Genomic DNA, 25,168 nt, shown 5'->3' with positions numbered 1-25,168 from the left:
TATGGAGTGGACAATGAATATACAGTCAAAAATGAAAACAAGAGATGCAAAGAACAATCCGGTCGCCGCGGCAGTGGTGTCTGTACTTGTCATGTTCCTGTTAAGCTGCCTGTTCCTGCTGCTTTTAGCAGCACTATTGTATAAGTTTGATCTGAGTGAAGCGGCAGTGAAAGTTGGAATCGTTGTCATCTATATTGTTTCCGGTGCGATCGGTGGATTTTTAATGGGAAAAATTATGAAAACACAGAAATTTTTATGGGGATTTGCGGCAGGTACCATTTATTTTTGCATTTTATTTCTGATATCGGTGCTGGTTAAACAGGGAATATCCATGGAGATTCCCAAGGTGGCAACAACATTTATACTCTGTGCAGCATCCGGTATGGCGGGGGGCATGGTCAGTTAAATATCTGCCCAGGTTAGCTAAAAGTTACTGCTCACACAGTATGTGTGAACAGTAACAGCTAAATATCTGCCCAGGTCATCAGATATACACAGAGTACTTGCGCTGGATATTGGGAGCGTGATATACTCATAGAAAAGCGTGTATGAGCAGGGAATATCAATGATTCATGCAAAAAATACACACGAGGAGGAAAAGATGGAAAGTCAAAAGAGACAGGGAGCAGAGTACGAATTTTATGGAAAACTTCCACTGAAAAAGGCAATCCCTCTGGGATTACAGCATGTGCTGGCAATGTTTGTTGGAAACCTTACACCGATCCTGATCATTACAGGGGCATGTGGCATTGCGGGTGAAGAGTTTGGGGGTCTGCAGGTCGACCTTTTACAGAATGCGATGCTGATCGCCGGAATCGTGACGCTGATTCAGTTGTTTGCGATCGGACCGGTTGGCGGAAAGGTACCGATCATCATGGGAACCAGTTCCGGATTTATCGGTGTGTTCAACAGTGTAGTTCAGGTGATGGGAGGAGGCATTCTTGCGTATGGGGCAATTATGTGTGCATCCGTCATTGGAGGTCTGTTTGAGGGTATTCTTGGTTTCCTGTTAAAACCGCTTCGTAAATTTTTCCCTGCGGTTGTTACAGGAACGGTCGTATTGTCGATCGGATTATCCCTGATCGCAGTTGGGGTCAATTCTTTTGGCGGCGGCAATACGGCAAATGACTTTGGCTCTGTTGAAAATTTACTGCTTGGTGCAGCCGTTTTACTGATCATCGTAGCAGTCAAACACTGGATGAAAGGCATGGCGAGCGCTTCATCAATTCTGATCGGTATCGTGGCAGGCTATATTATTGCAGCAGTCATGGGGCTGGTTCTGCCAACAACAGGGATCAATGCAGACGGTGTGGAATATACAAAAGCCTGGGTATTAAACTGGGATAAAGTTGCGGATGCAGCGTGGTTTTCCGTTCCGAAATTAATGCCGGTCAAACTGGTATTTGACTGGAGAGCGATCATACCGGTTTTGATCATGTTTATTGTTACCGCAGTTGAGACGGTTGGAGATATCTCCGGCGTTATGGAAGGCGGAATGGACAGAGAAGCTACTGACAAAGAACTTTCCGGCGGTGTCATATGTGATGGGATCGGTTCTTCCCTTGCAGCACTTTTTGGTGTACTGCCGAATACTTCTTTCAGCCAGAATGTAGGACTTGTCACAATGACAAAGATCGTAAACCGTATGGCGCTTGCCTCAGGAGCAGTATTTCTGATTTTATGCGGTTTATTCCCGAAACTTGCAGCACTGATCTCGATCATGCCGCAGAGTGTACTTGGCGGAGCGGCTGTTATGATGTTTTCATCCATCGTGATCAGTGGAATCCAGCTTATCACAAAAGAACCGATGACAATGCGCAATATCACGATCGTTTCCGTTGCGTTGGGACTTGGCTACGGAATCGGATCAAGCAGTGGTATTCTTGCACATCTGCCGCAGGGTATCCAGTTGATCTTTGGCGGTTCCGGTATTGTTCCGGCAGCCATTGTGGCGATCATCTTTAATATCATCCTGCCGAAGGATGCGGAATAAAAAAAACTTCCCATATGAAAAAAGTTATGTTATACTATACAGGTTAATAGAACTCCGCGCGAAAGCGAATAAATACATAGTATTACGGGGAGTGGGCAAATGGCGTATCCCATGTGTGCGGAAATTACAAAAAAGGAGAGAAGCATCATGAAACATGTAAAGACATTAAATACCAAGAGATTACAGAACACAATCAAAAAAGGTGGCTGCGGCGAGTGCCAGACATCCTGCCAGTCTGCATGCAAGACATCCTGTACAGTAGGAAACCAGAGCTGCGAGCACAAATAAGATTTGAACTGGTACAGCCGGGCATGCATAGCATGGTAAAAATTGTGCATATGAGTGCCGGATATGCCATCATGGCATGATACAAAATGACTGTGTGATACAACGATGAAAATCATACGGTCGGATATAAGTGAAATCTGCAAACGACCGTTCGCATAGCGTGCGGTCATTTGTACGTTTTATCGGCAACATTAAAATGCCGTAATACTTGAAAAAAATACATTGATTTGCAGAAAACTTTAAATGTTTTGCTGTAAAATCAGATAGAAAGAGAGGAAATATTATAGTGGTTCATCAGTATAAGAACAACGGCTATGATATTGTTTTAGATGTAAACAGCGGAGCGATTCATGTGGTGGATGATGTGACTTACGATGTTATTGAAATGATAGATAAGAGCCAGCCGGAATCGTACGCAAAGGATGAGATTGTATCTGCTCTGTCCGGAAAATACGGTAAAGAAGAAGTCGAAGAGGCAATCGATGAAGTCCAGACATTGATCGATGAGGAGTCACTTTTTACAAAGGACACTTATGAAAACTATATCATGGATTTCAAAAAACGCCCAACGGTTGTAAAGGCACTCTGCCTGCATATTGCACATGACTGTAATCTGGCATGTCAGTATTGTTTTGCAGAGGAGGGAGAATATCACGGAAGAAGGGCGCTCATGTCCTTTGAGGTGGGAAAGAAAGCGCTTGATTTCCTGATCACAAATTCAGGAAACAGACGAAATCTTGAGGTCGATTTTTTTGGCGGCGAACCTCTTATGAACTGGCAGGTCGTAAAGGATCTGGTTGCATACGGAAGAGAGCAGGAAAAGCTGCACGATAAGAATTTCCGTTTTACCCTGACAACAAATGGTGTGCTTTTAAATGACGAGATCATGGAATTCTGTAACAAAGAGATGGCAAACGTGGTCTTAAGTATCGACGGAAGAAAAGAAGTCCATGATAAGATGCGTCCGTTCCGCAAAGGCGCAGGAAGTTATGATCTGATCGTTCCGAAGTTCCAGAAGTTTGCAGAGAGCAGACATCAGGACAAGTATTATGTACGTGGTACATTCACACATTATAACCCTGATTTCTCAGCAGATGTACTTCATCTTGCGGATCTTGGTTTCAAACAGATCTCCGTGGAGCCGGTAGTTGCAGAACCGGGTGAACCGTATGCGATCACAGAGGAAGATCTTCCACAGCTGTTTGAGGAATATGACAAACTTGCAGCGGAGATGGTAAGACGTCACAAAGAGGGAGATGATTTTAATTTCTTCCATTTTATGATCGATCTTGAAGGTGGTCCGTGTGTGGCAAAACGTCTGTCCGGCTGTGGTTCGGGAACCGAGTACCTTGCGGTAACGCCTTGGGGTGATTTTTATCCGTGCCATCAGTTTGTAGGCAATGAGAAGTTCCTGCTCGGCAATGTGGATGAGGGGATTAAAAATACAGAGATCCGTGATGAATTTAAGTGCTGCAACGTCTATGCAAAAGAAAAATGCAGAAAATGTTTTGCCAGGTTCTACTGCAGCGGCGGATGTGCAGCAAATGCGTATAATTTCAGCGGTGATATCTGCGGAGCATATGATATCGGATGTGAACTGCAGAAAAAACGTATTGAATGTGCAATCATGATCAAGGCTGCCGAAGCCGATTGTGAATAAAAAAGAAACAGGAAGGAAAAAGAAAATGAAAAAGAGTAAAGCAGCAGTCATATTAGTTGCGATTCTCGCTGCATTTGCGGGACTTGCCTATTATGCATCTATTATTCTTTCATCGACCGGTATTGGGGAGGAAATGAGTATTCCGCTTGGACTTGATCTGTCCGGTGGTGTATCGATTACCTATCAGGTCATGGATGAAAATCCAAGCGCAGAAGATATGAGTGATACGATCTACAAACTCCAGAAGCGTGTGGAAAGTTACAGTACAGAGGCTTCTGTATATCAGGTCGGAGATGACCGTATTGCCGTTGAGATCCCTGGTGTTACAGATGCGAGCAAGATATTAGAGGAACTGGGTAATCCGGGTTCCTTAGAGTTCCAGCTTTCTGATGGTACTGTATTTATGACAGGTGATCAGGTAGCAGATGCACAGGCTGCAACAACCACAGACCAGTATGGTAACAAACAGTACGTTGTACAGCTTACCCTGACGGATGAGGGTGCAAAGACTTTCGGAGATGTTACATCTGAAAATGTCGGAAAAGCACTTCCAATCGTATATGATGGAGAAATCATCAGTTATCCTACCGTACAGGAGGCAATTACCGGAGGTACAGCACAGATTTCCGGTCAGAGTACTTTTGAAGAGGCGCAGACTTTAGCAACACAGATCCGTATCGGTTCTCTTTCCCTGCAGTTATCAGAGTTAGAGTCCAGCGTGGTAGGGGCACAGCTTGGAAGCCAGGCAATCTCCTCCAGTTTAAAAGCAGCAGCGATCGGTCTTGTGATCGTTATGATCTTTATGATCATCGTATATGCAGTTCCGGGTGTTGCAGCAACTTTAGCACTTGCGATCTATACAGCACTTGTGATCGCAACCTTATACTTATTTGAAATCACATTAACATTACCTGGTATTGCCGGTATCATCTTAAGTATCGGTATGGCGGTAGATGCCAACGTTATCATCTTCGCACGTATCCGTGAGGAGATCGCAGCAGGTAAGTCAGTTATTACTGCAATGAAAACCGGTTTCCATAAGGCAATGTCCGCAATCTTAGATGGTAACATCACAACCTTGATCGCATCTGTCGTATTGATGTCATTAGGTTCCGGTACTGTAAAAGGATTTGCTTATACACTTATGATCGGTATTATCCTTTCCATGTTTACAGCACTTGTTGTGACAAGATGGATTCTTTATGCTTTCTACTGGTTAGGACTTAGAGATGAGAAATTCTACGGACGTGCCAAAGAGAGAAAGACTATTAATTTCCTGCAGAAGAGATATGTGTTCTTTGGAATCTCTCTTGCAATTATTGCTGCCGGATTCATTGGTATGGGAGTACATAAAGCATCCGGTCAGAATTCCTTAAATTATGGACTTGATTTCATGGGAGGAACTTCCACCACTGCTGATTTTGGTAAAGAATATACCATTGAGGACATTGAGAAAGACATTATCCCGGCTGTAAAAGAAGTGACCGGAGACAGCAATATCCAGGCAAACAAAGTGGAGGGAACAACACAGATCACGATCAAGACAAGAACTTTGTCTAAGGAAGAACGTGATACATTGAACCAGACACTTGCAGACAATTTTGATGTGGATGAATCTACGATCACATTCCAGAGTATCAGTTCCACAGTCAGTGGCGAGATGCGTGCGGATGCATTTAAAGCGGTGATCATTTCAACAATCTGCATGTTGATCTATATCTGGTTCCGTTTCAAAGATATCCGTTTTGGTGCAAGTGCGATCATTGCCCTGGTTCATGACGTTTTAGTCGTACTTACCGTATATGCCCTGATGCGTATTTCTGTCGGAAATACCTTTATCGCATGTATGCTGACGATCATTGGTTATTCCGTCAACGATACGATCGTTATCTTTGACCGTATCCGTGAGAACCTTGCAGCAAAACATGGCAAGCAGACGAAAGAGTCACTGATGGAAATTGCAAACCGAAGCCTGACACAGACGTTGTCACGAAGCATCAATACTTCCTGGACGACTTTTGTTATGGTATTTATGCTGTTCATCCTCGGTGTGACCAGCATCCGTGAATTTGCACTTCCTCTGATGGCAGGTCTTATCTGTGGTGCTTATTCATCTATCTGTATTGCAACAGAGTTGTGGTATGTGATGAAGATTCATGTAGGTAAAAATAAGGTAACAGAATAAAAATTGTTATTATGAATGAAAGCCCCGGTAGTTTTGCCGGGGTTTTTTTGTGAGAGGAGAAAATCATGGATACAATCACAGCTTATCTGGTATTTTTAAATCTGGCTGGATTCCTTATCATGGGAGATGATAAAAGACGTGCGAAAATGCACCGGTGGCGTATTTCAGAGAGAATGCTTTTTCTGGTTAGCATTTTAGGAGGCAGTATCGGAACATGGGCTGGAATGTATGTGTTCCACCATAAGACGAGACACTGGTATTTTGTCATAGGAATGCCGCTGATCCTGGCTTTGCAGATCGTGGCAGCAATCCTGCTTTATCGACAGGGCTTATACCATTTATAATTATTTGATATAACTGCTGTGGTATTTGGAATTGCCAAAAAAAGGGAAGTCATATATAATGATAAACAGAAATAAAAGACAAGTGTTTTTGGTAGAAAGACACATTGATCAAACAGCAAAGGAAGGGAGTATTACCAATTATGTATACACTGGAAGATATTCAGGCAGTTGATATGGAAGTAGCAAATGCCATTACCGATGAATTTGAGCGTCAGAACAGCCATATTGAGCTGATCGCATCCGAGAACTGGGTGAGCAAGGCAGTAATGTCAGCAATGGGAAGCGTTCTTACGAATAAATATGCAGAGGGTTATCCGGGAAAAAGATATTACGGTGGATGCGAATGTGTGGATGTAGTGGAGGAGCTTGCAAGAGAGCGTGCGAAAGAGCTTTTTGGATGTGAGTATGCCAATGTACAGCCTCATTCCGGCGCACAGGCAAATATGGCAGTCCAGTTTGCCATCTTAAAACCGGGTGATACAGTGATGGGAATGAATTTAGACCATGGCGGACATTTGACACATGGAAGTCCAGTGAACTTTTCCGGTACGTATTTCCATATTGTACCTTACGGTGTCAATGATGAGGGATTTATCGATTATGATAAAGTAGAAGAGATCGCAATGGAGTGCAAGCCGAAGATGATCATCGCAGGTGCAAGTGCTTATGCGAGAACCATCGACTTTAAGAGATTCCGTGAGATCGCAGATGCATGCGGAGCAGTCCTGATGGTGGATATGGCACACATTGCAGGACTTGTTGCAGCAGGACTTCATCCAAGCCCAATACCGTATGCGCATGTTGTTACGACTACAACTCATAAGACGCTGCGTGGACCGCGTGGAGGTATGATCTTATCCAGTCAGGAGATTGCGGACAAATATAACTTTAATAAAGCTATTTTCCCTGGAATCCAGGGTGGACCTCTGATGCATGTGATCGCAGCAAAGGCTGTCTGCTTTAAAGAGGCGCTTCAGCCGGAATTTAAAGTTTACCAGCAGAATATCATCGATAATGCGCAGGCACTCTGCAAGGGATTGTTAAGCCGGGATATTAAGATCGTATCCGGCGGTACAGACAACCATTTGATGTTAGTTGATCTGACCAATTATGATCAGACAGGAAAGGCAGTGGAGAAACTTCTCGATTCTGTCAATATCACCTGCAACAAGAACACGATCCCGAACGATCCGAAGTCCCCATTCGTAACAAGCGGTGTACGTCTTGGAACACCGGCAGTTACTTCCCGTGGACTAAACACAGAGGATATGGATCAGATCGCAGAGGCGATCGCCATGATGATCAAGGAGGGTGAGTCGGCAGCTGATAAAGCGCGTGCAATCGTAAAATCCCTGACAGAGAAATATCCGTTAGAGAGATAGAAAAGAATACAAACAATATTCTGATATGATAGAACAAAAAGCGAGGAAACCAGTTTTTGATGGTTTTCTCGCTTTTTGGTGTAATAATAAGTATATATCTGTAAAGAATACAGCCTTCTATTTTACATCATCTGCAACACGGAAGAGTGTATAGCTTATGGTTCGGATCTGTTTTTTCTTGTCCTGATAAGTAATTGTTACAGTCGTTGGCGCAAGCAGGCTTGTATACATATTATGTGATTCATAATTATAATCAGGGGAGTATGTAGATTCATATACATAGCTGTATCCGGAATAGCTTGCATAACGTCCTAATTTAATAGCTTTTCCGTTTGCGGTTTTTGTGGTTTTCTCTGTATTTGAGATGGATTTACTGGTAGAAGTTGAATAGGTTACTGTTGGTTTACTGTAAGTTCTGTATTCAATTTTCTTTAATTTATATCCTTTGTTCATTTTTACATTGATCTTGACAGAATCTTTGGTGTAAAGAGTCGAATAATCATAATATTTCCCATCGAAAGTTAAACTCTTGAAAGGATAATTGTTGGAAGAGACTGCGCTTAGTACCCTTACCTTTACAGAGAGTGATTTTACTTTTTTGTTTTTGGCATTGTATACATCAAAAGTAACTTTGTAATTACCGGTTTTCTTTGCATAGACACCGATATAGCCAGTGTTCTGAGTGGTATTCAGATTCAGGCTTGTTAATTTTGCTTTCAGATTTTTACTGTTTGTTTTTATATTTTTAATGTTTTTTCCGTATGTTCCAAGATTTACACTAATGGCATAATCATTGACATCAGGGTAGCTTGGATAATAGTAAACATCGACATTTTTTGACACACTTGGTGTGGTTGCAGCGGATACCGGAGTGGAAGGGATCATGAATAATCCGACACACAGGCAAAGTGTAAGAATGGTGCAGACAATCTGTTTCATTGATTTCATATTAAATATTCCTCCTGTTGGATTATTTTGCAAGACGCCTGATTATATAAACAAGCTGACATTTCTGTTTTGTATATTTGTCAACATAAGTGACGGTGATTGTGGTCCGGGCAGCAAGTGAAGTATAATAACTGGAACTGTCAGAGTAAGTATTCCTGCTGATATAGGCATATTGACCAAGTTTTAATGTACTGTTGTTTTTGAAATTTTTAACAACTTCCTTACCTGACTTATCGTAGGTGGCAACGGTAATTTTTTTCAGCTTATACCCTTTGTTCATTCTGATGCTTAATTTGCCGGATGATTTGCCTGTAAGAGCACTGTTAATTTCTTTGTTTGCAAACTTGGCAGATTTAACCGGTGAGTCATTTTTTGCATATACGGTTACTTTACCGGAAGAAAGTTTTTTACCTGCTTTATCACAGATGTTGTAGGTTACTTTGTATGTACCTTCTTTCTTTGCATAAAGACCGATTTCTGCGTAAGGATTTGTATATTCGTCTGTGGAAGTGCTGGTATAGTAGCGGGTGTTTTTGGCAATCAGATTTTTGCTGTTTGTCTTGATATTTTTTACATAGCAGACTTTACCTTTTGGTAAATTGATATGGATATCTGAATTACTCTGTGATCTGCTGTATATACGCAGTACTTTGGTGGTTGGTGTGGTTGTGGTGGCTGCGGATACTGTTGACTGCGGCTGCAGTAAGAGCATTCCGGCGCAGAGACAGAAAGCTAAGAACAAGCTTGCTGTTCGTTTGAAAATTTTCATAAGTGAATCCTCCATTTTTATAAGTATTTTATAAATGTTACAAAAATATTATAATATGTAGAAAAATTTTATACAATCGTAAATTTAAGAAATAAATAAGAAAAATTACAGAAATATATCAGAGAATTTCAATATGCCAAAACTTGTATTTTATGTGATGTTATTTTATAATTGTATACAATAGATTGCATATTTTATAAGCCGGCTAAGGACAGACAAAATAGAAATTAAAACGGCATGCAGAGTATGCAGAAGCGAGGAATATATGAAGAAACAGAATAAAGGAGTTCCGGCATACCGTGACATTCGCTGGGACAGACTTGATAATACAGCCCATCTTTTTCCTGTCATAGCCGGGGAGAGCATGAGCAATGTATACAGGATCAGTGTTACACTGAAAGAAGAGATTGATCCGGAATTATTGCAGAAGGCACTTGATATGGTATTGCCGAAGTTTGACGGTTTTAATTTAAGACTGCGTCAGGGTGTATTCTGGTACTATTTTGAGGAGAACGGAAAGGCAGCGCCGAAAGTCCGTATGGAGAACAATTTCCCATGCAGGTATATTCAGCAGAACAAAAACCGCAGTTATATGTTCCGTGTGACTTATTATAAATGCCGGATCAATCTGGAAGTATTCCATGTACTGACAGATGGTATGGGAGGAATTAATTTCTTAAAAGAACTGACCTATCAGTATCTGCGTCTGGCACATAAGGATCTTCAGAAAAAATTAGGGGATTCTTTAAGCGTTGATACGTCTTTGAACAGGGAGGACAGTTTTTTAAAGAATTACAAAAAAAGCTCTGCAAAAGGTTATCAGACAAAAAAGGCATACCTGATCCGTGGGGAAAAGTTAAGACCGGGTGAGTTTGGTGTGATGCACGGCTACATGAAAATCCCCGAATTAAAAAATGTCTGTCATGCGATGGGAGTCAGCATCAATGAATATCTGGTAAGCGTATATATTTGGAGTGTTTATACGGAGTGTCTGCACGGCATGCCGTCAAAGTGCCCGATCCGTGTTGCCGTACCGGTCAATCTGCGCCCGTATTTTAATTCGATTACCACAAAAAACTTTTTTGCCATGGTTTCTGCAGAGTTTCATCCGACCAAAGAAACCTATACGTTTGCGGAGGTAGTTGAGATAGTGAAAGAAAGCCTGCGCAGTCAGATCAACAGGGAAAATCTTGAAAAACTTTTTTCTTATAATGTTTCCAATGAGAAGCTTATGATCGCAAGGATAGTTCCACTTTTTCTGAAAAATCTGGCAATGAAATATGTTTATACAACCTCTGCGCTTGCAAATACTGCAACAATCACCAATATTGGAAATATTTCCGTGTCAGAAGATTACCGTCCATACGTGGAAATGTTTCAGGCGTTTCTTGCAATGTCGAAAGGGCAGCATTTGAAAGGAACTATCTGCTCTTACGGAGATACACTTGTATTCAGTTTCAGTTATGATCTTGTGGATGCATCCGTGCAGCGTGGCTTTTTCCGGAAAATTGCTTCAGATGGGATTGCAGTAGAAATAAAGAGTAATGGAGTAAATTATGAGTAAATGCAGAAATTGTAATGTGGAGATATCAGATGAAACAGAGCGTTGTCCGCTCTGTGGGTCAGTGTTAGAGCATACAGGTGATGTGGAAAACATGTACCCGGATGTGAGAGTGCACACCAGAAAAATGACGCTGATAAGCAAGATTTATCTGTTTTGTGCACTTTTAGCTGAGGTGCTGCTTATTTATATCAATATAGTTACCGAGTCCCAAATAGCGTGGAGTGCCATTGCAGGACTGGCATTTTTCTACGGATATATGCTGATCCGCTTTGCAATCCTTGGAAAAACAGGTTACCGTGCCAAGATCACGGTACTTACGCTGATGGCGATTTTGGTCGTGATCGCGATTGATTTTGTGGTCGGATACCGTGGCTGGTCTGTCAACTATGCGATACCGGCAGCAATCATTCTGGTCGATATGGGTATTATCATATGTATGATCGTAAACCGCAGAAACTGGCAGAGCTATATGATGTGGCAGATTTTTATGATCTTATGCAGCATTGTTCCGGTAATACTGATTTTTACCGGTATCGTGACGGCACAGCTTTTTGCACTGATCGCATTTGCGTTTTCCCTGTTTCTGTTTCTTGGAACACTGATCATCGGAGACCGCAGAGCAAGAGTGGAGTTAAAGCGAAGATTTCACATTCGCTGATACATTAGAATAAAAAGAGCAAACATCAGCAGAACAGGAGCAATCGGATGAGAGAAAACGAAGCGAGCATCAGGGGAAAAGTCATGAGGGACCTGATCGCCCATGTGACAAATGATCACCTGATTGGGAAGAAGATAAAAAACGGAGAATTAAGAAAAAAGATCGGAGATTCTGAACCGCCATGGAAATGCCCGGACTGTTTTTCCTTAGAAGTGATCGGAATGGACAACTTTTCCATGGAATATTTGCAGTCAAAAGAAAATCCAAATATAGAAAAGGTCATTTTACAGCTTCATGGAGGGGGATATGTTGGAGCAATGCGGAATGCATACCGCATGTTCGCAGGACTATACTGTGAAGTCAGTCATGGAATGAGCGTGCTGACCCCTGATTACCGTGTGGCACCGGAGCATCCGTATCCGGCAGCTTTAGAGGATGCCTATGCAGCATATTGTTATCTGTTGGAGCAGGGGTGGTTTTCTGAGCAGATCATCATCGCGGGCGATTCTGCAGGGGGTGGTCTTGCAATGGCGTTATGTCATTATTTAAAAGATAAGGGAAAACAGCTTCCATGCGGGATCGTAGCGATGTCACCCTGGACAGATCTTGCTGCGCGTGGAGAGTCTTATGAGACAAACTATGAGAAGGATCCTCTGTTTGGAAAAACAAGGGACAGCCTTATCTATAATAAGGATTATATCGGAGACAACGATCCGTTAAATGCTTATATTTCACCTTTGTATGGAGATTTCAGGGGATTTCCGCCGATGCTGATACAGGTCGGCTCTTATGAAATGCTGCTCTCGGATTCTGTGGATGTGGCTGCAAAAGCAAGAGAGCAGGGAGTTAAAGTAAGGATCAGTATTTATGATGGGATGTTCCACATCTTTCAGATGGCAGCAAAAATGCTGCCGGAATCTAAAAGAGCGTGGGTTGAGATCGGTAAATTTATTGATGTTTTGCTAAATGACTGACATCCATATAAACCGGGATACCATTTTCATATTTTACCGGAACTTCACCGAGTACGAGTGGGGCAAGGTAATCAATAAGCGGCTGCGCAACATCATTGCCGGCATCATTGATCCATTCTCTCGGAATTGATTTTGCTTCGTTTGCAATGTGTCGGATCTCGGCATGCTCATATGCGATCTCATATGGGGCATCGGAGATACGGCGCATTGTTACCATGGAAGCGGTAACCCCTTCTTCGGAAAGTGCAACAGCTTTTCTGCCGAGAGCAAATGCCTCATCAAGATCAGTCTTTGAAGCGAGATGTGCTGCGCAGCGCTGTAATACGTTGACTTCTACGGAACGGACTTTGACACCAAGTTTTTCCTTGACTAAAAATTCAAGCGTTTTTCCGGCGCCGCTTAACTGGCTGTGCCCGAACGTGTCAACAGAACTCTCAGAAGCACTGATATAGTTGCCGGAAGCATCACGGATACCTTCGGATACGGCAACGATCACGTTGTTACGCTCAAAAAGCATACGCTTTACATCCAGTAAAAAATCTTCTTTATCAAATGGAACCTCCGGGAGATAAATCAGATGAGGTGCTGTATTATAACCGTTTCTTGCGAGTGCAGATGCAGCAGTCAGCCATCCGGCATCACGTCCCATGATCTCGACGATCGTCACACTCTTGACTGCATAGATAAATGTGTCATGTGCGATCTCTAAAAGAGAAGATGCGATATATTTTGCAGCAGAACCAAATCCAGGTGTATGGTCTGTTTCGCAGAGATCATTGTCGATGGTTTTTGGAATACCGATGATACGCACCGGGCTGCCGATCCGCTTACCGTATTCAGAGAGCTTTAAAACGGTGTCCATGGAATCATTGCCGCCAATATAAAAGAATGCATCAATATGGTAAGTTTCAAACTGTTTGAAAATGAATACATAGGAAGAATCATCATCTAAATAATCTGGCAGTTTGTAACGGCAGGAGCCAAGATACATTGCCGGAGTGACTTTTAAGCGGTCGAGATATTCCGGATTCTGCTGCATTAATTCAGAAAGATTCATCAAATCATTGTTTAAAATACCTGTGATTCCGTTTAAGGAACCATAAACCGTGTCATACATATCAGAACGCATCACACCGTCGATCACACCGGCAAGGCTGGCATTGATCGCAACGGTAGGACCGCCTGACTGTGCTACCATACAGTTTTTTGGACTCATAAGAAAAACTCCTTTGTGTTTGATCTTCTTTTTGCAATGTCTATCATACAAAAAAAGACACGGTTGCGCAATCATTAATTTAAATAGAAAGAGTGATGTTATACCATGAAAATATGTACATTGTGTCCTAGAATGTGTGCTGTAAACAGAGAAGCGAAAGAACGCGGGATCTGTGGACAGACAGATGAGATCAAGGTGGCACGTGCCGCACTGCATTTTTGGGAAGAACCATGTATATCGGGTGAAAAAGGTTCCGGGGCGGTCTTTTTTTCAGGCTGCGCGCTGCACTGTGTATTCTGTCAGAATGAAAATATTGCAAATGGTACGGCGGGGAAAGTCATAAGTACCGCACGTCTGTGTGAAATTTTTCTGGAACTTCAGGAGAAAGGCGCCAATAATATTAATCTTGTAACACCGGGACAGTTTGCACCACAGATCATAAAAGCAGTGGAGCTTGCCAGAGACCAGAATTTAACAATTCCGATAGTTTATAACACAAGCAGTTATGAAAATGTGGATACGATCCGTTCTCTGGAGGGAATTGTGGATATCTATCTTCCGGATTTTAAGTATCAGGATGCCGCTTTAAGTGCAAAATATTCCCATGCACCGGATTATCCTTCTGTGGCAAAGGAGGCGATAAAGGAGATGGTGCGTCAGACGGGAGAAGCTGTTTTTGAAAATGGGGAAGATTCTCTGATGAAGCGGGGGACGATCGTGCGTCATCTGATTCTGCCGGGATGTACGAAAGATTCCAAAGCAGTTTTATCATATCTGCATGAAACTTATGGCAATGAAATATATATCAGTATCATGCATCAGTTCACGCCGCTTTCCAATGTAAAAAAATATCCGGAATTAAACCGAAGGATTACGGAACGTGAATATAATGAAGTTGTCGATTTTGCGATTGATATAGGAATAGAAAATGGTTTTATTCAGGATGGAGAGACAGCTGAGGAAAGTTTTATTCCTGAATTTGACAATGAAGGAGTTTGAGGTTGACGCTTTTTCGAATATCTCATATAATTCCATAGTGATGATGGTAATAAAGGGAGTGTGAAGCAAATGAAGAGAAAAATAGCAATTATCGCCGCACTTTTCTGCATTGGCTGCATTGTGGCAGAGCCTGCGACAGATATAAAAGCTACCGGGATTCAGGTGGCTGCTGCACAGACAACACTTTCCGCGGATAATTCGCTGGAAGTTTTATCACTTTCTGCGGGAACATTATCCCCGGATTTTACAGGAAAGACAGTACAATATACAGCTACCGTACCAAATGATGTTACAAGCGTTACGGTGACGGCAACACCGGTCAATGAATTTGCGACGGTGCAGTCGATCACAGGAAATGACAATCTTCAGGTTGGTACCAATACGATAAAAGTTGTCGTAAAGGCACAGAACGGGGCACTTGCCCAGTATACGATCACGCTGACAAGAGAAGAAGGACAGGCAGCAGACGGGCAGACGACAGACCAGCCAGCAGATGGAACGGACGGGCAGACCACAGATCAGCCGTCAGATGGACAGACCGCAGATCAGCCGTCAGATGGACAGACGACAGACCAGCCGGCAGATGGAACGGACGGACAGAATGCGGAGACTGAGACAGCAGAAGATGATGATACTTATAATATGGAATATCTTCAGCAGGAATACAATGACCTCTCAGAACAGTATGCGAAGGAAAAATCCTTTTCCAGAAATATGATGGGAATCATGGCATTTGTGATCGCAGTACTCGTCGTGATTATTGTTAATCTCTTATTAAGAGGAAGCAAAAGAGATGACTGGGATGATGAAGAAAATCAGGATGACTGGGACTGGAAATCTGCAAAGAAAGTAAAGGATCAGGAGCAGCAAGAGGATGCTGATTTCGAAGAAAACAGCAGTATGGAAGAAGAAAATGATATTGAACCGGAAAGAAGAGGCTTCTTCCATGGAAAGACAAAAACGGCAGATGAAACAGAAGACAGGGACGATGACGAGACAGAAAACGAAATCGGCGTGTCAAAGATCCACAAAGTACATGCAGGATTATTCGGAAGGGGTATGTCGGATGATCTTGAAGATGAGGACTGGGATGATGAGGAGGAGTTCTCACCGGTAGAGAAGAAACGTCCGGAGAAAAAAGAGCAGCCGGAGGAGAAACGCCGTCCGGAGAAAAAAGAGCAGCCGGAGGAGAAACGCCGTTCGGAGAAAAAAGAGCAGCCGGAGGAGAAACACCGCCCGGAGAGAAAAGAGCAGCCGGAAAGAAAACATACTCCGGAGAAAAAACATATTCCGAGAGAAGAAGAGGAAGATGATGATTTAGAGATCATCGATTTAAATGATTTATAAATAGAAACAGAATGGAGAGACTATGCAGATACGATATACAACAAAGGCAAAAAAAGCAATTGATCTGGCTTCAAAAATGTCGAAATCACTGCATCACCACTATATTGGAACGGAACATATCCTGATCGGACTTTTAAAGGAAGGAACAGGTGTTGCTGCACAGGTGTTAACTGAAAATGGTGTCGAGCTTGACAAAGTCATGCAGCTGATCGAAGAACTCATTGCGCCGGACGCACAGGTGTTGACGGCAGAGGCAAAAGAATATTCACCAAGAGTATTGCAGGTGTTAGAAGGTGCAGCCAGAGAGGCAGCGCGTTTTCATTCAGAGGAGATCGGAACGGAGCATATTCTGATCGCAATGATGAAAGAGACGGAGTGTGTGGCATCGAGACTTTTAAATACGTTAGCAGTCAATATCCAGAAAATGTATGTGGATATCCTGATTGCCATGGGAGAAGATGCAAGCCTGTATAAAGAAGATTTCATGAATGGAAAACCGGTGAAGAAAACTGCATCGGATACACCGGTACTAAACCAGTACTCCAGAGATCTGACTGCATTAGCAGCCGAGGGGGCATTAGATCCGCTGGTTGGCAGACAGGACGAAATCGACCGTGTAATACAGATCCTAAGCAGAAGAACAAAAAATAACCCTTGCCTGATCGGTGAACCGGGAGTAGGAAAGACAGCGATCGTTGAGGGAATTGCAGAGCGTATCACAACCGGAATGGTTCCGGACACCGTTGCTGGAAAGAGAGTTGTATCCCTTGATATGTCCGGGATCGTTGCAGGTTCAAAGTATCGTGGAGAGTTTGAGGAACGCATTAAAAAAGTACTTCAGGAAGTAAGGGCAGCAGGTAATATCCTGCTCTTTATCGATGAACTGCATACGATCATCGGGGCAGGTGGAGCGGAAGGTGCGATAGATGCATCTAATATTTTAAAACCGGCACTTGCACGTGGAGAACTGCAGCTGATCGGTGCAACAACGATTGATGAATACCGCAAATACATTGAAAAAGATGCTGCATTAGAGCGCAGATTCCAGCCGGTTACAGTGGAAGAACCAACAGAAGAAGAGGCAGTGCAGATCTTAGAAGGACTGCGGGATCAGTATGAAAAGCATCATCAGGTAAAAATCACGGATGAGGCAGTATCAGCAGCAGTTCGCCTGTCGGCACGTTATATTAACGACCGTTTCCTGCCGGATAAAGCAATCGATCTTATGGATGAGGCGGCAGCAAAAGTACGTCTGCGTGCAGGTGGAAGACCGGAAGAAGTTGTGGAACTGCGACACCGTATTAACATGTTAGAAGAGGAAATGCTGGAATTTTTACATGACGGTGATGTGGAAGGTGCAAAGCAGAAGAAAAATGAAAAAGAAGAGTGTGAAGAACAGCTTACCAAAATACAGACAAAGGCAAAGAAAGATGGCCGCAGTAAAAAGTTAAAAGTGACAGAAGACGATATTGCAGATGTGGTATCCAGATGGACAAAAATCCCGGTGAGAAAAATTGCCGAAGGGGAGGCTGTGCGCTTAAGAAAATTAGAGGCTACTTTACACAAACGTGTCATCGGTCAGGAGGATGCAGTAAGTGCGGTGGCAAAAGCAGTGCGCAGAGGCCGTGTAGGATTAAAGGATCCGAAGCGCCCGATTGGTTCATTCCTGTTTTTAGGACCGACAGGTGTCGGAAAAACAGAGATATCAAAGGCACTTGCGGAAGCGGTGTTTGGCAGTGAAGAGTCCATGATCCGCGTTGACATGTCAGAATATATGGAAAAACACAGTGTATCAAAGATGATCGGATCACCGCCAGGATATGTAGGACATGAGGAGGGCGGACAGCTCAGTGAAAAAGTGCGCCGGAATCCATATTCTGTGATCCTGTTCGATGAGATCGAGAAGGCACATCCGGATGTATTTAATATTCTGCTTCAGGTACTTGATGATGGACATATTACAGATTCACAGGGACGCAAGGTAGATTTTAAAAATACGATCATCATTATGACTTCAAATGCCGGAGCACAGGCGATCGTTGAGCCGAAAAAACTTGGATTTGCAGCTTCAGATGATGAAAAACAGAATTACGACCGGATGAAAAACAGTGTTATGGAAGAGGTGCGCCGTATTTTTAAACCGGAGTTTTTGAATCGTATTGACGAGACAATTGTATTCCGTTCATTGAATAAAGATGATATGGAGCAGATTGTTACCCTGATGTTAAAAGAACTTACAGAACGCTGTGAAAAACAGATGGGAATCCACCTTACCGTACGTGGCAGCGTTAAGAAGTATATCGTAAATAAGGCATACAACCCGAAATATGGTGCAAGACCGCTGCGTCGTCAGATTCAGAATGATATTGAGGATGAGCTGGCGGAAGAAATTTTATCTGGAAAAGTGAAAAAAGACATGGATGTGACCGTGACAATTCACAAAGAAAAGATCGTGTTCGAAACAAAATAAATTTTTACTGAAATATCCGGGAAAGCACTGGAAATCGTAACATGGATATTATATAATAAGGGCACAAAATTTTACGATAAAGAGAAAACTACTTTATCACAGGAGGAAAAAATGGCAACGATCAGCGAATTAATTCGTTCAGAAGCAGATGGAACGATCAGTTTTGGGGATTACACATTAGGTGCAAAGGCGAAACTTGATAATTTCGAACACCAGGGAGATATCTACAAAGTGAAGACATTTTCCGAGATTACAAAGTTAGAGCGCAATGGCATGTTCGTGTATGAATCTGTTCCGGGAACGGCTGTCATGAATCTGAAAGCAACAGATACAGGCCTGACATTTCAGGTAGAGGGACCGGAAGATGCACAGATTACAGTGGGACTTGAGGATGAGGCAGAGTACGACATCACGATCGATGGCGCAGATGCAGGAAAGATGAAGACAAATCTTGGTGGCAAGTTAAGTTTAAGTGTAGAGCTTGGTGACCATCCGGTAGATGTGAAAGTTACAAAGTGCTAGAAACGGAAAATGAAATCAAAAGAGGCTTATGTGTCAAAGCGGCATGTAAGCTTCTTTTTTTATGTAATAGGAAATTTCGTTGAAATTCCCTGTTACATAAAATGACCACAGAGTCTGTATCGTATTGTTGTGTGTACACTCAGGTACGAAAGTACGATTGACTGCCAAAAACTGTTAAAGTAACATAAAAAATGCGCGTGATTACGCGTAATAAATAAGAAGGAGAAAAAGGTTATGAAAAGAAAAAAGCTCACGGGCTGGAAACGTATGGCGGCATTTGCGATGGCGCTAACGCTGACGATAGGAGATGGTGCATCAGTGTGGGCTGCTGTAGTGCCACAGACAGTCACAGAAACCGCAGCACAGACAGAAGATGCGATGGAAGCTGTCGGGGCTACGGAACAGACAGAAAGTGAAGCAGACAGTGAGTCTGTGGAAAATGACAACGGGCAGACGAAAGAGAGCGAGGCAGCAGAAGTATCAGAAGTTACAGAGACAACAGAAAAAGTTGACGAGACGGAAACTGAGGGAACAACTGAGAACGTGAATAACACAGAAACAACAGAAGATACGGAGAATAATGACGAGACGGAATCTGTGGAAACTGAGACTGAGACAGAAACGGAACAGGAAACTGAAAAAGAAACCGAAGAAGAGACAGAAGAAGAAACCGAAGAGGAAGAACGGGCTGCAATCGATAAGCCGTCAAAGGTCATCAATGTAAGCGGAGAAAGAAATTGTTATACTCTGACCACACAGTCCGGGAAGCTGTTGAGATATGTTTATGTAAATCAGTTTCAGAATGGCGTGATCGTGGCAGGTACGCCGGATGAGAGAGTTGATTATAAAATAGTCAAAAGAAGCAGTTTATGGGATAAGACAGTAGGATTATATAAGTATGGCAATGACTATTATGGACAGTGTGGCAGCACGGATATTGATGGATTCGTAAGACTGTATTATAAGGCGGAGGCCATAATAAAAGGAAATACAGAGCAGTATAAAGATGCATATGGTATGTATAAGGTCAATGGAAAGACGTATCTGTATATGCAGACATGTGATAGAACCGGTTATCATTACATAACGAAAGGTGATGAGATCACGGAGATCGGTATGTGTGATTCGGACGAAGAATGTCAGAATGTAATAGACCGCTATGCGGTAAAAGATGGCGATAAAGTGATTTATTATAATTATAATGGTAACTTTTATAAAAAATTACAATCTATTAGAAAATATGATTCAAAGTCAAAAACATATAAATATATTGTATATGCAGGCAGAGGTTATGAAATTTCATTTGAAAAATCAAATGTAAAGATAAGCTGGAATGAGATTACAAATGATAAGGCGACACTCAAAAATAAAGCCGGAGATCTGATGAAAGTCGGATATGAGGTGATCTGCGATGGCAATACGAATGTTTACGGCATGTCAGGTCTGTTTCTGGATGCTTCGGAAGGAAAACTGCATGCAATGACACCGTCAGATCACGAAATAATTCCATATGTTGTCCTTTCCCAGGGACAGCAGGTAAATGTAAAAGTGCGTGCCGTATATTACCATGAAGTTACGGACATAAAGAAAGCAGAATATAAGAACTGGGATGATAACAGCAGATACATTGTAGAATCAAAACAGACGAAATATGTAGCAGACATGTATGGTCAGTGGTCAGATGTTTATACTTATAAGAATGAAGTTGTAAAACAGTTGTCGGCAGTAACCGGTGTAAAGGCATCAGTAAATGGCAAAAAAATAACGGTTTCCTGGAATCCACAGAATGGTGCAAGTAATTACCAGTTGTTTTATATACAAAGCAGCAAGCCATTAAATATCACAAATGCAGACAGTTTTTTACAGTTTTACAAACATGGTGGTTCGCTGTATGATGCATATGTCAATACAAAGGGAGAAAATGATTCTTTTGAAACAGACTATACATATGCAGTGAAACCGTATTGTGATTTTACAGTAAAATCAGCATTACCGTATAACTATTTCTGCGTCAGATTAGGAGCCACGGAAGATGGGTATTATTCAGACGGAAGTTATTCAGAAGCAGCAAACGTAACATGTAATGTAAATGGAAACATACCAGTCGTAAAAAATCTGAAGATAGAAAAGACGGAAAATGGACAAAGATGGCAGCTCTCATGGACGCCGGTAGATGCAGATGTGATCATTTATGCTTTTGAAGACAGTAAGATACCGGCATACTATAATTATGAGCTTTTGAGTGCGTATGGATATTATACGGATGGTAACGGGGCACAGAAAAAACTTTATTTAGAAGATATTTTGACAGAACTTCAGAGGAAAGAGATAAAAAGTTATGTACATGCTTATAAAGCAACAGGAAGTTATGGCGCATACAGTTTCAGTTCATTAAAGCCGGGAGTAAAATATACATTTGTTGCACACACGTATGATACAGACAGTTCACTTTACAAGGTACAGAAGAAACCGGTATATACAATAAACCAGAAAATAAAGATAACAGATAATCAGAAAAATGAAATATATAAAGATATGTCTGTTGGAATGACTTATTATATGGCAATGAGTGCGGCTTCAAATATGGTAAGCTGCACCGAAAAAGTAAGTGTGCCGTATGTATACACAAAAGCCGGAAAAAACAGCATAAAATTATCTTTTGATAAAGGAAATAATACAGGATACGAGATTTATCGTTTGTCTGGTAAAAAATATAAAAAAATAGCAACGATTACAGACCGTATCTATACGGATCAGAACTTAAAGCAAAATACAAAATATACTTATAAAATCCGTTCTTATTATTATGATCCGGACAGAAAAATAAAAAGTTACAGTGAATATAAGAACATTACAGCAAGTACCAGCCGTGTAAATAACATTGAATTAAAGGTTGTAAAAAGTTCAAAAAATTCAGCAAAACTTATCTGGACAAAAGTCTCTTTTGCAACGAAATATGAGATTTACAGAACTTCTGAGCTTGACAAGGATGTGACGGAAGTTAAAAACTCCTTAAATTCAGGAAACTCTGCCAACAACGTATATAACTCAAAATATGAACTGGTAAAAACGATCACAAATGCAAAAACAACAAGTTATACGGATAAAAAACTAAAATCAGGTGAGAAATATACTTATATTGTAAATGCATATTATAAGGATGGAAAAGCATTAAAATATATTTCCAGATCAGCGAGTGTTGAAATGCAGTTAGAAGCACCAAAAAATGTAGTTCTTACGAATAAAGGAAAGAATGTAAATGCAAAATGGGATGCAGACAAGTTTGCAGCAGGTTATCAGGTCAGATATGTAATATATGATAAATATGGACGGAAAAAAACAGCTACACCGAAAGTGGTTACGGCAAAGAAAAATAAATATACCATCAAAGGGTTAGCAGGTGGGGAATATGTAAACGTATCGGTAAGAGCCTATACCTCAAAAAAAATATACAGCGAATGGACAGCAGAAAAAGAATCTACTTCACTTGCGGCAGCAAAGTCCATTAAAGCTGTTTATGATACGAAAAAGAAAGCAGTAAAAATTACCTGGAAAAAGGTAAAAGGTGCAAAATATTATAAAGTATACCGTTCCATATCAATGCCGGTATATAACTCAGATGAAAAACTATATGCAGTGTCAGGAAATCTGATCGCAAAAGATTCCAATGATGATACAGGATACGAAAATGAGGCTTGTTATACGGATTATTATGGAGAGACCGGTTCTGTCACAAAGACAACGGCATACGATAGGGCGCAGTTGAAAAGTGGAGTGACCTATTACTATACCGTCTGTGCATATGGAGAAAAGGGAACAAGAATAGCTTCTTATATGTCTTATGGAAGCGGTACCCAGTATGCTTCCGGTAAACCTGCATCCATTCTGTATGGTGTGAAAATTGCTGCAAAACTGAAAAACAACAAAAAGGGAACCGTTACAGTTTCTTACAATAAGGTGAAAGGCGCAAAAACATATCAGATCTACCGTGCAGAAAAAAAGAACGGTAAATATACGCTGATCGGAACCACAAAGAAAACAACTTTTGCAGATAAGAAAGCAAAGAAGAAAAAGACATACTATTACAAAGTAGTTGTAAATGGTAAAAATGCATTGCTTGCAGACTTTAAAACTCAGAGTTCTGCAGTAAAGATCAAAGTAAAAAAATAACCTTATCATCAACATTGCTTTTTACTGCAAAAGTAAGTATACTGATAAGCAATAAAAAGAGATGGAGAAGAAATATGCCAAAGGGAAAAACAACCGTATTTTTTTGCCAGGAGTGTGGCTACGAATCATCGAAATGGATGGGGCAGTGTCCGGCATGCAGGGAATGGAATACATTTGTTGAAGAGACGATCGACAAAAAAAGTGCAGCAAAAGGCGGCAGGGTAGCAGCAAAAACAACGGAAGCGAAGACAGTTCCGCTCTCGCAGATCGAGATGACACAGGATAAGCGTATGTCGACAGACATGAAAGAACTTGACCGTGTGCTTGGAGGTGGGATCGTGCAGGGCTCTTTAGTACTGGTAGGCGGTGATCCGGGAATCGGTAAATCAACGCTGCTTTTACAGGTATGCCGGAATTTATCAGAGAAAGGTGTGCGTGTATTATATATATCAGGAGAGGAATCTCTGCAGCAGATCAAGATAAGGGCAGAACGTATCGGAACCTTTGGTGATTCGCTGACACTTTTATGTGAAACGAACTTAGACACGATCAAGGCTGTGATCGACAGGGAAAAACCGCAGATCGTGATCATAGATTCCATACAGACTATGTATAATGAGGAAGTTTCCTCTGCGCCGGGCAGCGTATCACAGGTGCGTGAGTCTACGGGAGTATTTATGCAGATCGCAAAGGGAATGGGGATTTCCATTTTTATCGTTGGTCACGTGACAAAAGAAGGAGTGGTTGCAGGACCGAGGGTCTTAGAACACATGGTGGATACCGTACTTTATTTTGAAGGGGACAGACATGCGGCATACCGCATTCTGCGCGGCGTCAAAAACAGATTTGGTTCAACAAATGAAATCGGAGTGTTTGAAATGAGGCAGAACGGACTGATGGAAGTGGAAAATCCTTCAGAATATATGCTGAGTGGAAAACCGGAAGGTGCATCCGGTTCTGTGGTTGCATGTTCCATGGAAGGAACCAGACCGATTCTGGTGGAGGTACAGGCGTTAGTCTGCCACAGTAATTTTGGCATTCCGCGGAGAACTGCAGCAGGTACAGATTTTAACAGGGTAAATCTCCTGATGGCTGTGCTTGAAAAAAGGCTGGGATTAAAACTGGGAGACTGTGATGCCTATGTTAATATTGCAGGCGGCGTAAAAATGAATGAGCCGGCAATCGATTTAGGAATTGTACTTGCTATCATCTCAAGCTACCGTGAAAGACCGATCGATGAAAAGACAATCTGTTTCGGAGAAGTGGGTCTGAGTGGGGAAGTGCGTGCAGTCAGCATGGCAGAGCAGCGTGTGACAGAAGCGAAAAAACTAGGATTTAATGAATGTATCCTGCCACAGGTCAGCCTGGATTCCATGAAAGATAGTGGAACTGTACCGAAAGGAATCCGCCTGACCGGTGTCAGATCAGTAAAAGATGCGATGGATGCGATACTGAAGTAAAAAGCAGTGAAGTGATTACAGCCTGATTTAAGTGTATGAATGCATTTAAATCAGGCTGCAAATTTTTTAGATGAAAAAATATAAAAAAAGAGTTGACAGAAAAAGAGACAGATGATATTATAGTCAAGCTGACCGCAAGATGTGACATAATCTTACAGCGGACAACCTCATTTTGGAAAAACTTCCAAAATAAAATAAAAAAGTTGTTGACAAACAGAA

19 protein-coding genes are annotated in these 25,168 nt (G+C 41.9%); 16 read left to right on the top strand and 3 right to left on the bottom strand.

The window, feature by feature from the left end; all coding sequences use genetic code 11:
* Positions 1–13 precede the first annotated feature (13 nt).
* From ACDD58_RS19190 to glyA, 7 genes are all read left to right on the top strand, one after another.
* On the top strand, positions 14–406 hold the full coding sequence (locus ACDD58_RS19190) for a TIGR04086 family membrane protein (RefSeq protein ID WP_117921090.1): 393 nt from the start codon (positions 14–16) through the stop codon (positions 404–406).
* A 195-nt stretch (positions 407–601) separates the two neighbouring features.
* Positions 602–1,993: a uracil-xanthine permease family protein gene (locus ACDD58_RS19185; protein WP_370778716.1), complete on the top strand. Its 1,392-nt coding sequence runs from the start codon at positions 602–604 to the stop codon at positions 1,991–1,993.
* A gap of 147 nt (positions 1,994–2,140) precedes the next feature.
* Positions 2,141–2,281 (top strand): six-cysteine ranthipeptide SCIFF, encoded by a 141-nt coding sequence (gene scfA, locus ACDD58_RS19180; RefSeq protein ID WP_044998835.1) that lies wholly within the window; start codon positions 2,141–2,143, stop codon positions 2,279–2,281.
* Positions 2,282–2,567: 286 nt separating this feature from the next.
* Positions 2,568–3,941 (top strand): thioether cross-link-forming SCIFF peptide maturase, encoded by a 1,374-nt coding sequence (gene scfB, locus ACDD58_RS19175; protein WP_370778715.1) that lies wholly within the window; start codon positions 2,568–2,570, stop codon positions 3,939–3,941.
* A 25-nt stretch (positions 3,942–3,966) separates the two neighbouring features.
* Positions 3,967–6,126 carry a protein translocase subunit SecD gene (secD, locus tag ACDD58_RS19170; protein WP_370778714.1) on the top strand — a complete coding sequence of 720 codons (2,160 nt, stop codon included), beginning with the start codon at positions 3,967–3,969 and terminating at the stop codon, positions 6,124–6,126.
* Between the two features lie 65 nt (positions 6,127–6,191).
* The gene (locus tag ACDD58_RS19165; RefSeq protein WP_370778713.1) at positions 6,192–6,470 is read left to right on the top strand and encodes a DUF1294 domain-containing protein; all 279 of its coding nucleotides are present in this window, start codon (positions 6,192–6,194) and stop codon (positions 6,468–6,470) included.
* Positions 6,471–6,610: 140 nt separating this feature from the next.
* A complete protein-coding gene (glyA, locus tag ACDD58_RS19160) occupies positions 6,611–7,852 on the top strand; it encodes a serine hydroxymethyltransferase (protein WP_186899991.1) in 1,242 nt (413 codons plus the stop codon).
* 117 nt (positions 7,853–7,969) lie between these two features.
* Here glyA and ACDD58_RS19155 read toward each other — a convergent pair whose 3' ends face one another.
* On the bottom strand, positions 7,970–8,800 hold the full coding sequence (locus ACDD58_RS19155; RefSeq protein ID WP_117921093.1) for a hypothetical protein: 831 nt from the start codon (positions 8,798–8,800) through the stop codon (positions 7,970–7,972).
* A gap of 22 nt (positions 8,801–8,822) precedes the next feature.
* Positions 8,823–9,569, bottom strand: a complete 747-nt coding sequence (locus ACDD58_RS19150; RefSeq protein WP_118209988.1) for a hypothetical protein — start codon at positions 9,567–9,569, stop codon at positions 8,823–8,825.
* Positions 9,570–9,834: 265 nt separating this feature from the next.
* Between ACDD58_RS19150 and ACDD58_RS19145 the strand changes: the two genes are divergently transcribed.
* From ACDD58_RS19145 to ACDD58_RS19135, 3 genes are read left to right on the top strand one after another with little or no spacing between them, the layout of a single operon-like run.
* Positions 9,835–11,133 carry a hypothetical protein gene (locus ACDD58_RS19145; RefSeq protein WP_207724053.1) on the top strand — a complete coding sequence of 433 codons (1,299 nt, stop codon included), beginning with the start codon at positions 9,835–9,837 and terminating at the stop codon, positions 11,131–11,133.
* Positions 11,126–11,791: a DUF6320 domain-containing protein gene (locus ACDD58_RS19140; RefSeq protein WP_117921096.1), complete on the top strand. Its 666-nt coding sequence runs from the start codon at positions 11,126–11,128 to the stop codon at positions 11,789–11,791. The genes ACDD58_RS19145 and ACDD58_RS19140 overlap by 8 nt, the downstream gene beginning before the upstream one ends.
* A 47-nt stretch (positions 11,792–11,838) precedes the next feature.
* The gene (locus tag ACDD58_RS19135) at positions 11,839–12,765 is read left to right on the top strand and encodes an alpha/beta hydrolase (protein ID WP_117921097.1); all 927 of its coding nucleotides are present in this window, start codon (positions 11,839–11,841) and stop codon (positions 12,763–12,765) included.
* On the opposite strand, the gene ACDD58_RS19130 is transcribed toward ACDD58_RS19135, so the two are convergent.
* The gene (locus ACDD58_RS19130) at positions 12,740–13,981 is read right to left on the bottom strand and encodes a 6-phosphofructokinase (protein ID WP_370778712.1); all 1,242 of its coding nucleotides are present in this window, start codon (positions 13,979–13,981) and stop codon (positions 12,740–12,742) included. The genes ACDD58_RS19135 and ACDD58_RS19130 overlap by 26 nt on opposite strands.
* Positions 13,982–14,113: 132 nt before the next feature.
* On the opposite strand from ACDD58_RS19130, the gene ACDD58_RS19125 reads away from it, so the two are divergent.
* The 6 genes from ACDD58_RS19125 to radA all read left to right on the top strand — a co-directional run bounded on the left by ACDD58_RS19125 (position 14,114) and on the right by radA (position 24,949).
* Positions 14,114–14,980: a 4Fe-4S cluster-binding domain-containing protein gene (locus ACDD58_RS19125; protein WP_117921099.1), complete on the top strand. Its 867-nt coding sequence runs from the start codon at positions 14,114–14,116 to the stop codon at positions 14,978–14,980.
* Positions 14,981–15,049: 69 nt separating this feature from the next.
* A complete protein-coding gene (locus ACDD58_RS19120) occupies positions 15,050–16,327 on the top strand; it encodes a cadherin-like beta sandwich domain-containing protein (RefSeq protein ID WP_370778711.1) in 1,278 nt (425 codons plus the stop codon).
* 22 nt (positions 16,328–16,349) lie between these two features.
* Positions 16,350–18,797: an ATP-dependent Clp protease ATP-binding subunit gene (locus ACDD58_RS19115; protein ID WP_370778710.1), complete on the top strand. Its 2,448-nt coding sequence runs from the start codon at positions 16,350–16,352 to the stop codon at positions 18,795–18,797.
* A 111-nt stretch (positions 18,798–18,908) separates the two neighbouring features.
* Positions 18,909–19,319 (top strand): endosialidase, encoded by a 411-nt coding sequence (locus ACDD58_RS19110; protein ID WP_117921102.1) that lies wholly within the window; start codon positions 18,909–18,911, stop codon positions 19,317–19,319.
* A 234-nt stretch (positions 19,320–19,553) separates the two neighbouring features.
* The gene (locus ACDD58_RS19105) at positions 19,554–23,489 is read left to right on the top strand and encodes a fibronectin type III domain-containing protein (RefSeq protein WP_370778709.1); all 3,936 of its coding nucleotides are present in this window, start codon (positions 19,554–19,556) and stop codon (positions 23,487–23,489) included.
* Between the two features lie 74 nt (positions 23,490–23,563).
* Positions 23,564–24,949 carry a DNA repair protein RadA gene (radA, locus tag ACDD58_RS19100; RefSeq protein ID WP_118209980.1) on the top strand — a complete coding sequence of 462 codons (1,386 nt, stop codon included), beginning with the start codon at positions 23,564–23,566 and terminating at the stop codon, positions 24,947–24,949.
* The last annotated feature ends 219 nt before the right edge of the window (positions 24,950–25,168 follow it).

Source organism: Roseburia sp., assembly GCF_041325975.1.
GTDB lineage: Bacteria > Bacillota > Clostridia > Lachnospirales > Lachnospiraceae > Roseburia > Roseburia rectibacter.
This window is presented reverse-complemented; position numbering and strand designations above follow the sequence as displayed.

Excerpts from the sequence above, each read along its gene's own strand:
- ACDD58_RS19105 (WP_370778709.1), top strand. The coding sequence starts at position 19,554 with ATGAAAAGAAAAAAGCTCACGGGCTGGAAACGTATGGCGGCATTTGCG.
- ACDD58_RS19140 (WP_117921096.1), top strand. The coding sequence starts at position 11,126 with ATGAGTAAATGCAGAAATTGTAATGTGGAGATATCAGATGAAACAGAG.
- ACDD58_RS19115 (WP_370778710.1), top strand. The coding sequence starts at position 16,350 with ATGCAGATACGATATACAACAAAGGCAAAAAAAGCAATTGATCTGGCT.
- ACDD58_RS19185 (WP_370778716.1), top strand. The coding sequence starts at position 602 with ATGGAAAGTCAAAAGAGACAGGGAGCAGAGTACGAATTTTATGGAAAA.
- ACDD58_RS19190 (WP_117921090.1), top strand. The coding sequence starts at position 14 with ATGAATATACAGTCAAAAATGAAAACAAGAGATGCAAAGAACAATCCG.
- ACDD58_RS19150 (WP_118209988.1), bottom strand. The coding sequence starts at position 9,569 with ATGAAAATTTTCAAACGAACAGCAAGCTTGTTCTTAGCTTTCTGTCTC.
- ACDD58_RS19125 (WP_117921099.1), top strand. The coding sequence starts at position 14,114 with ATGTGTGCTGTAAACAGAGAAGCGAAAGAACGCGGGATCTGTGGACAG.
- ACDD58_RS19120 (WP_370778711.1), top strand. The coding sequence starts at position 15,050 with ATGAAGAGAAAAATAGCAATTATCGCCGCACTTTTCTGCATTGGCTGC.
- secD (WP_370778714.1), top strand. The coding sequence starts at position 3,967 with ATGAAAAAGAGTAAAGCAGCAGTCATATTAGTTGCGATTCTCGCTGCA.
- scfA (WP_044998835.1), top strand. The coding sequence starts at position 2,141 with ATGAAACATGTAAAGACATTAAATACCAAGAGATTACAGAACACAATC.
- ACDD58_RS19145 (WP_207724053.1), top strand. The coding sequence starts at position 9,835 with ATGAAGAAACAGAATAAAGGAGTTCCGGCATACCGTGACATTCGCTGG.
- glyA (WP_186899991.1), top strand. The coding sequence starts at position 6,611 with ATGTATACACTGGAAGATATTCAGGCAGTTGATATGGAAGTAGCAAAT.
- ACDD58_RS19110 (WP_117921102.1), top strand. The coding sequence starts at position 18,909 with ATGGCAACGATCAGCGAATTAATTCGTTCAGAAGCAGATGGAACGATC.
- ACDD58_RS19135 (WP_117921097.1), top strand. The coding sequence starts at position 11,839 with ATGAGAGAAAACGAAGCGAGCATCAGGGGAAAAGTCATGAGGGACCTG.
- radA (WP_118209980.1), top strand. The coding sequence starts at position 23,564 with ATGCCAAAGGGAAAAACAACCGTATTTTTTTGCCAGGAGTGTGGCTAC.
- ACDD58_RS19155 (WP_117921093.1), bottom strand. The coding sequence starts at position 8,800 with ATGAAATCAATGAAACAGATTGTCTGCACCATTCTTACACTTTGCCTG.
- ACDD58_RS19130 (WP_370778712.1), bottom strand. The coding sequence starts at position 13,981 with ATGAGTCCAAAAAACTGTATGGTAGCACAGTCAGGCGGTCCTACCGTT.
- ACDD58_RS19165 (WP_370778713.1), top strand. The coding sequence starts at position 6,192 with ATGGATACAATCACAGCTTATCTGGTATTTTTAAATCTGGCTGGATTC.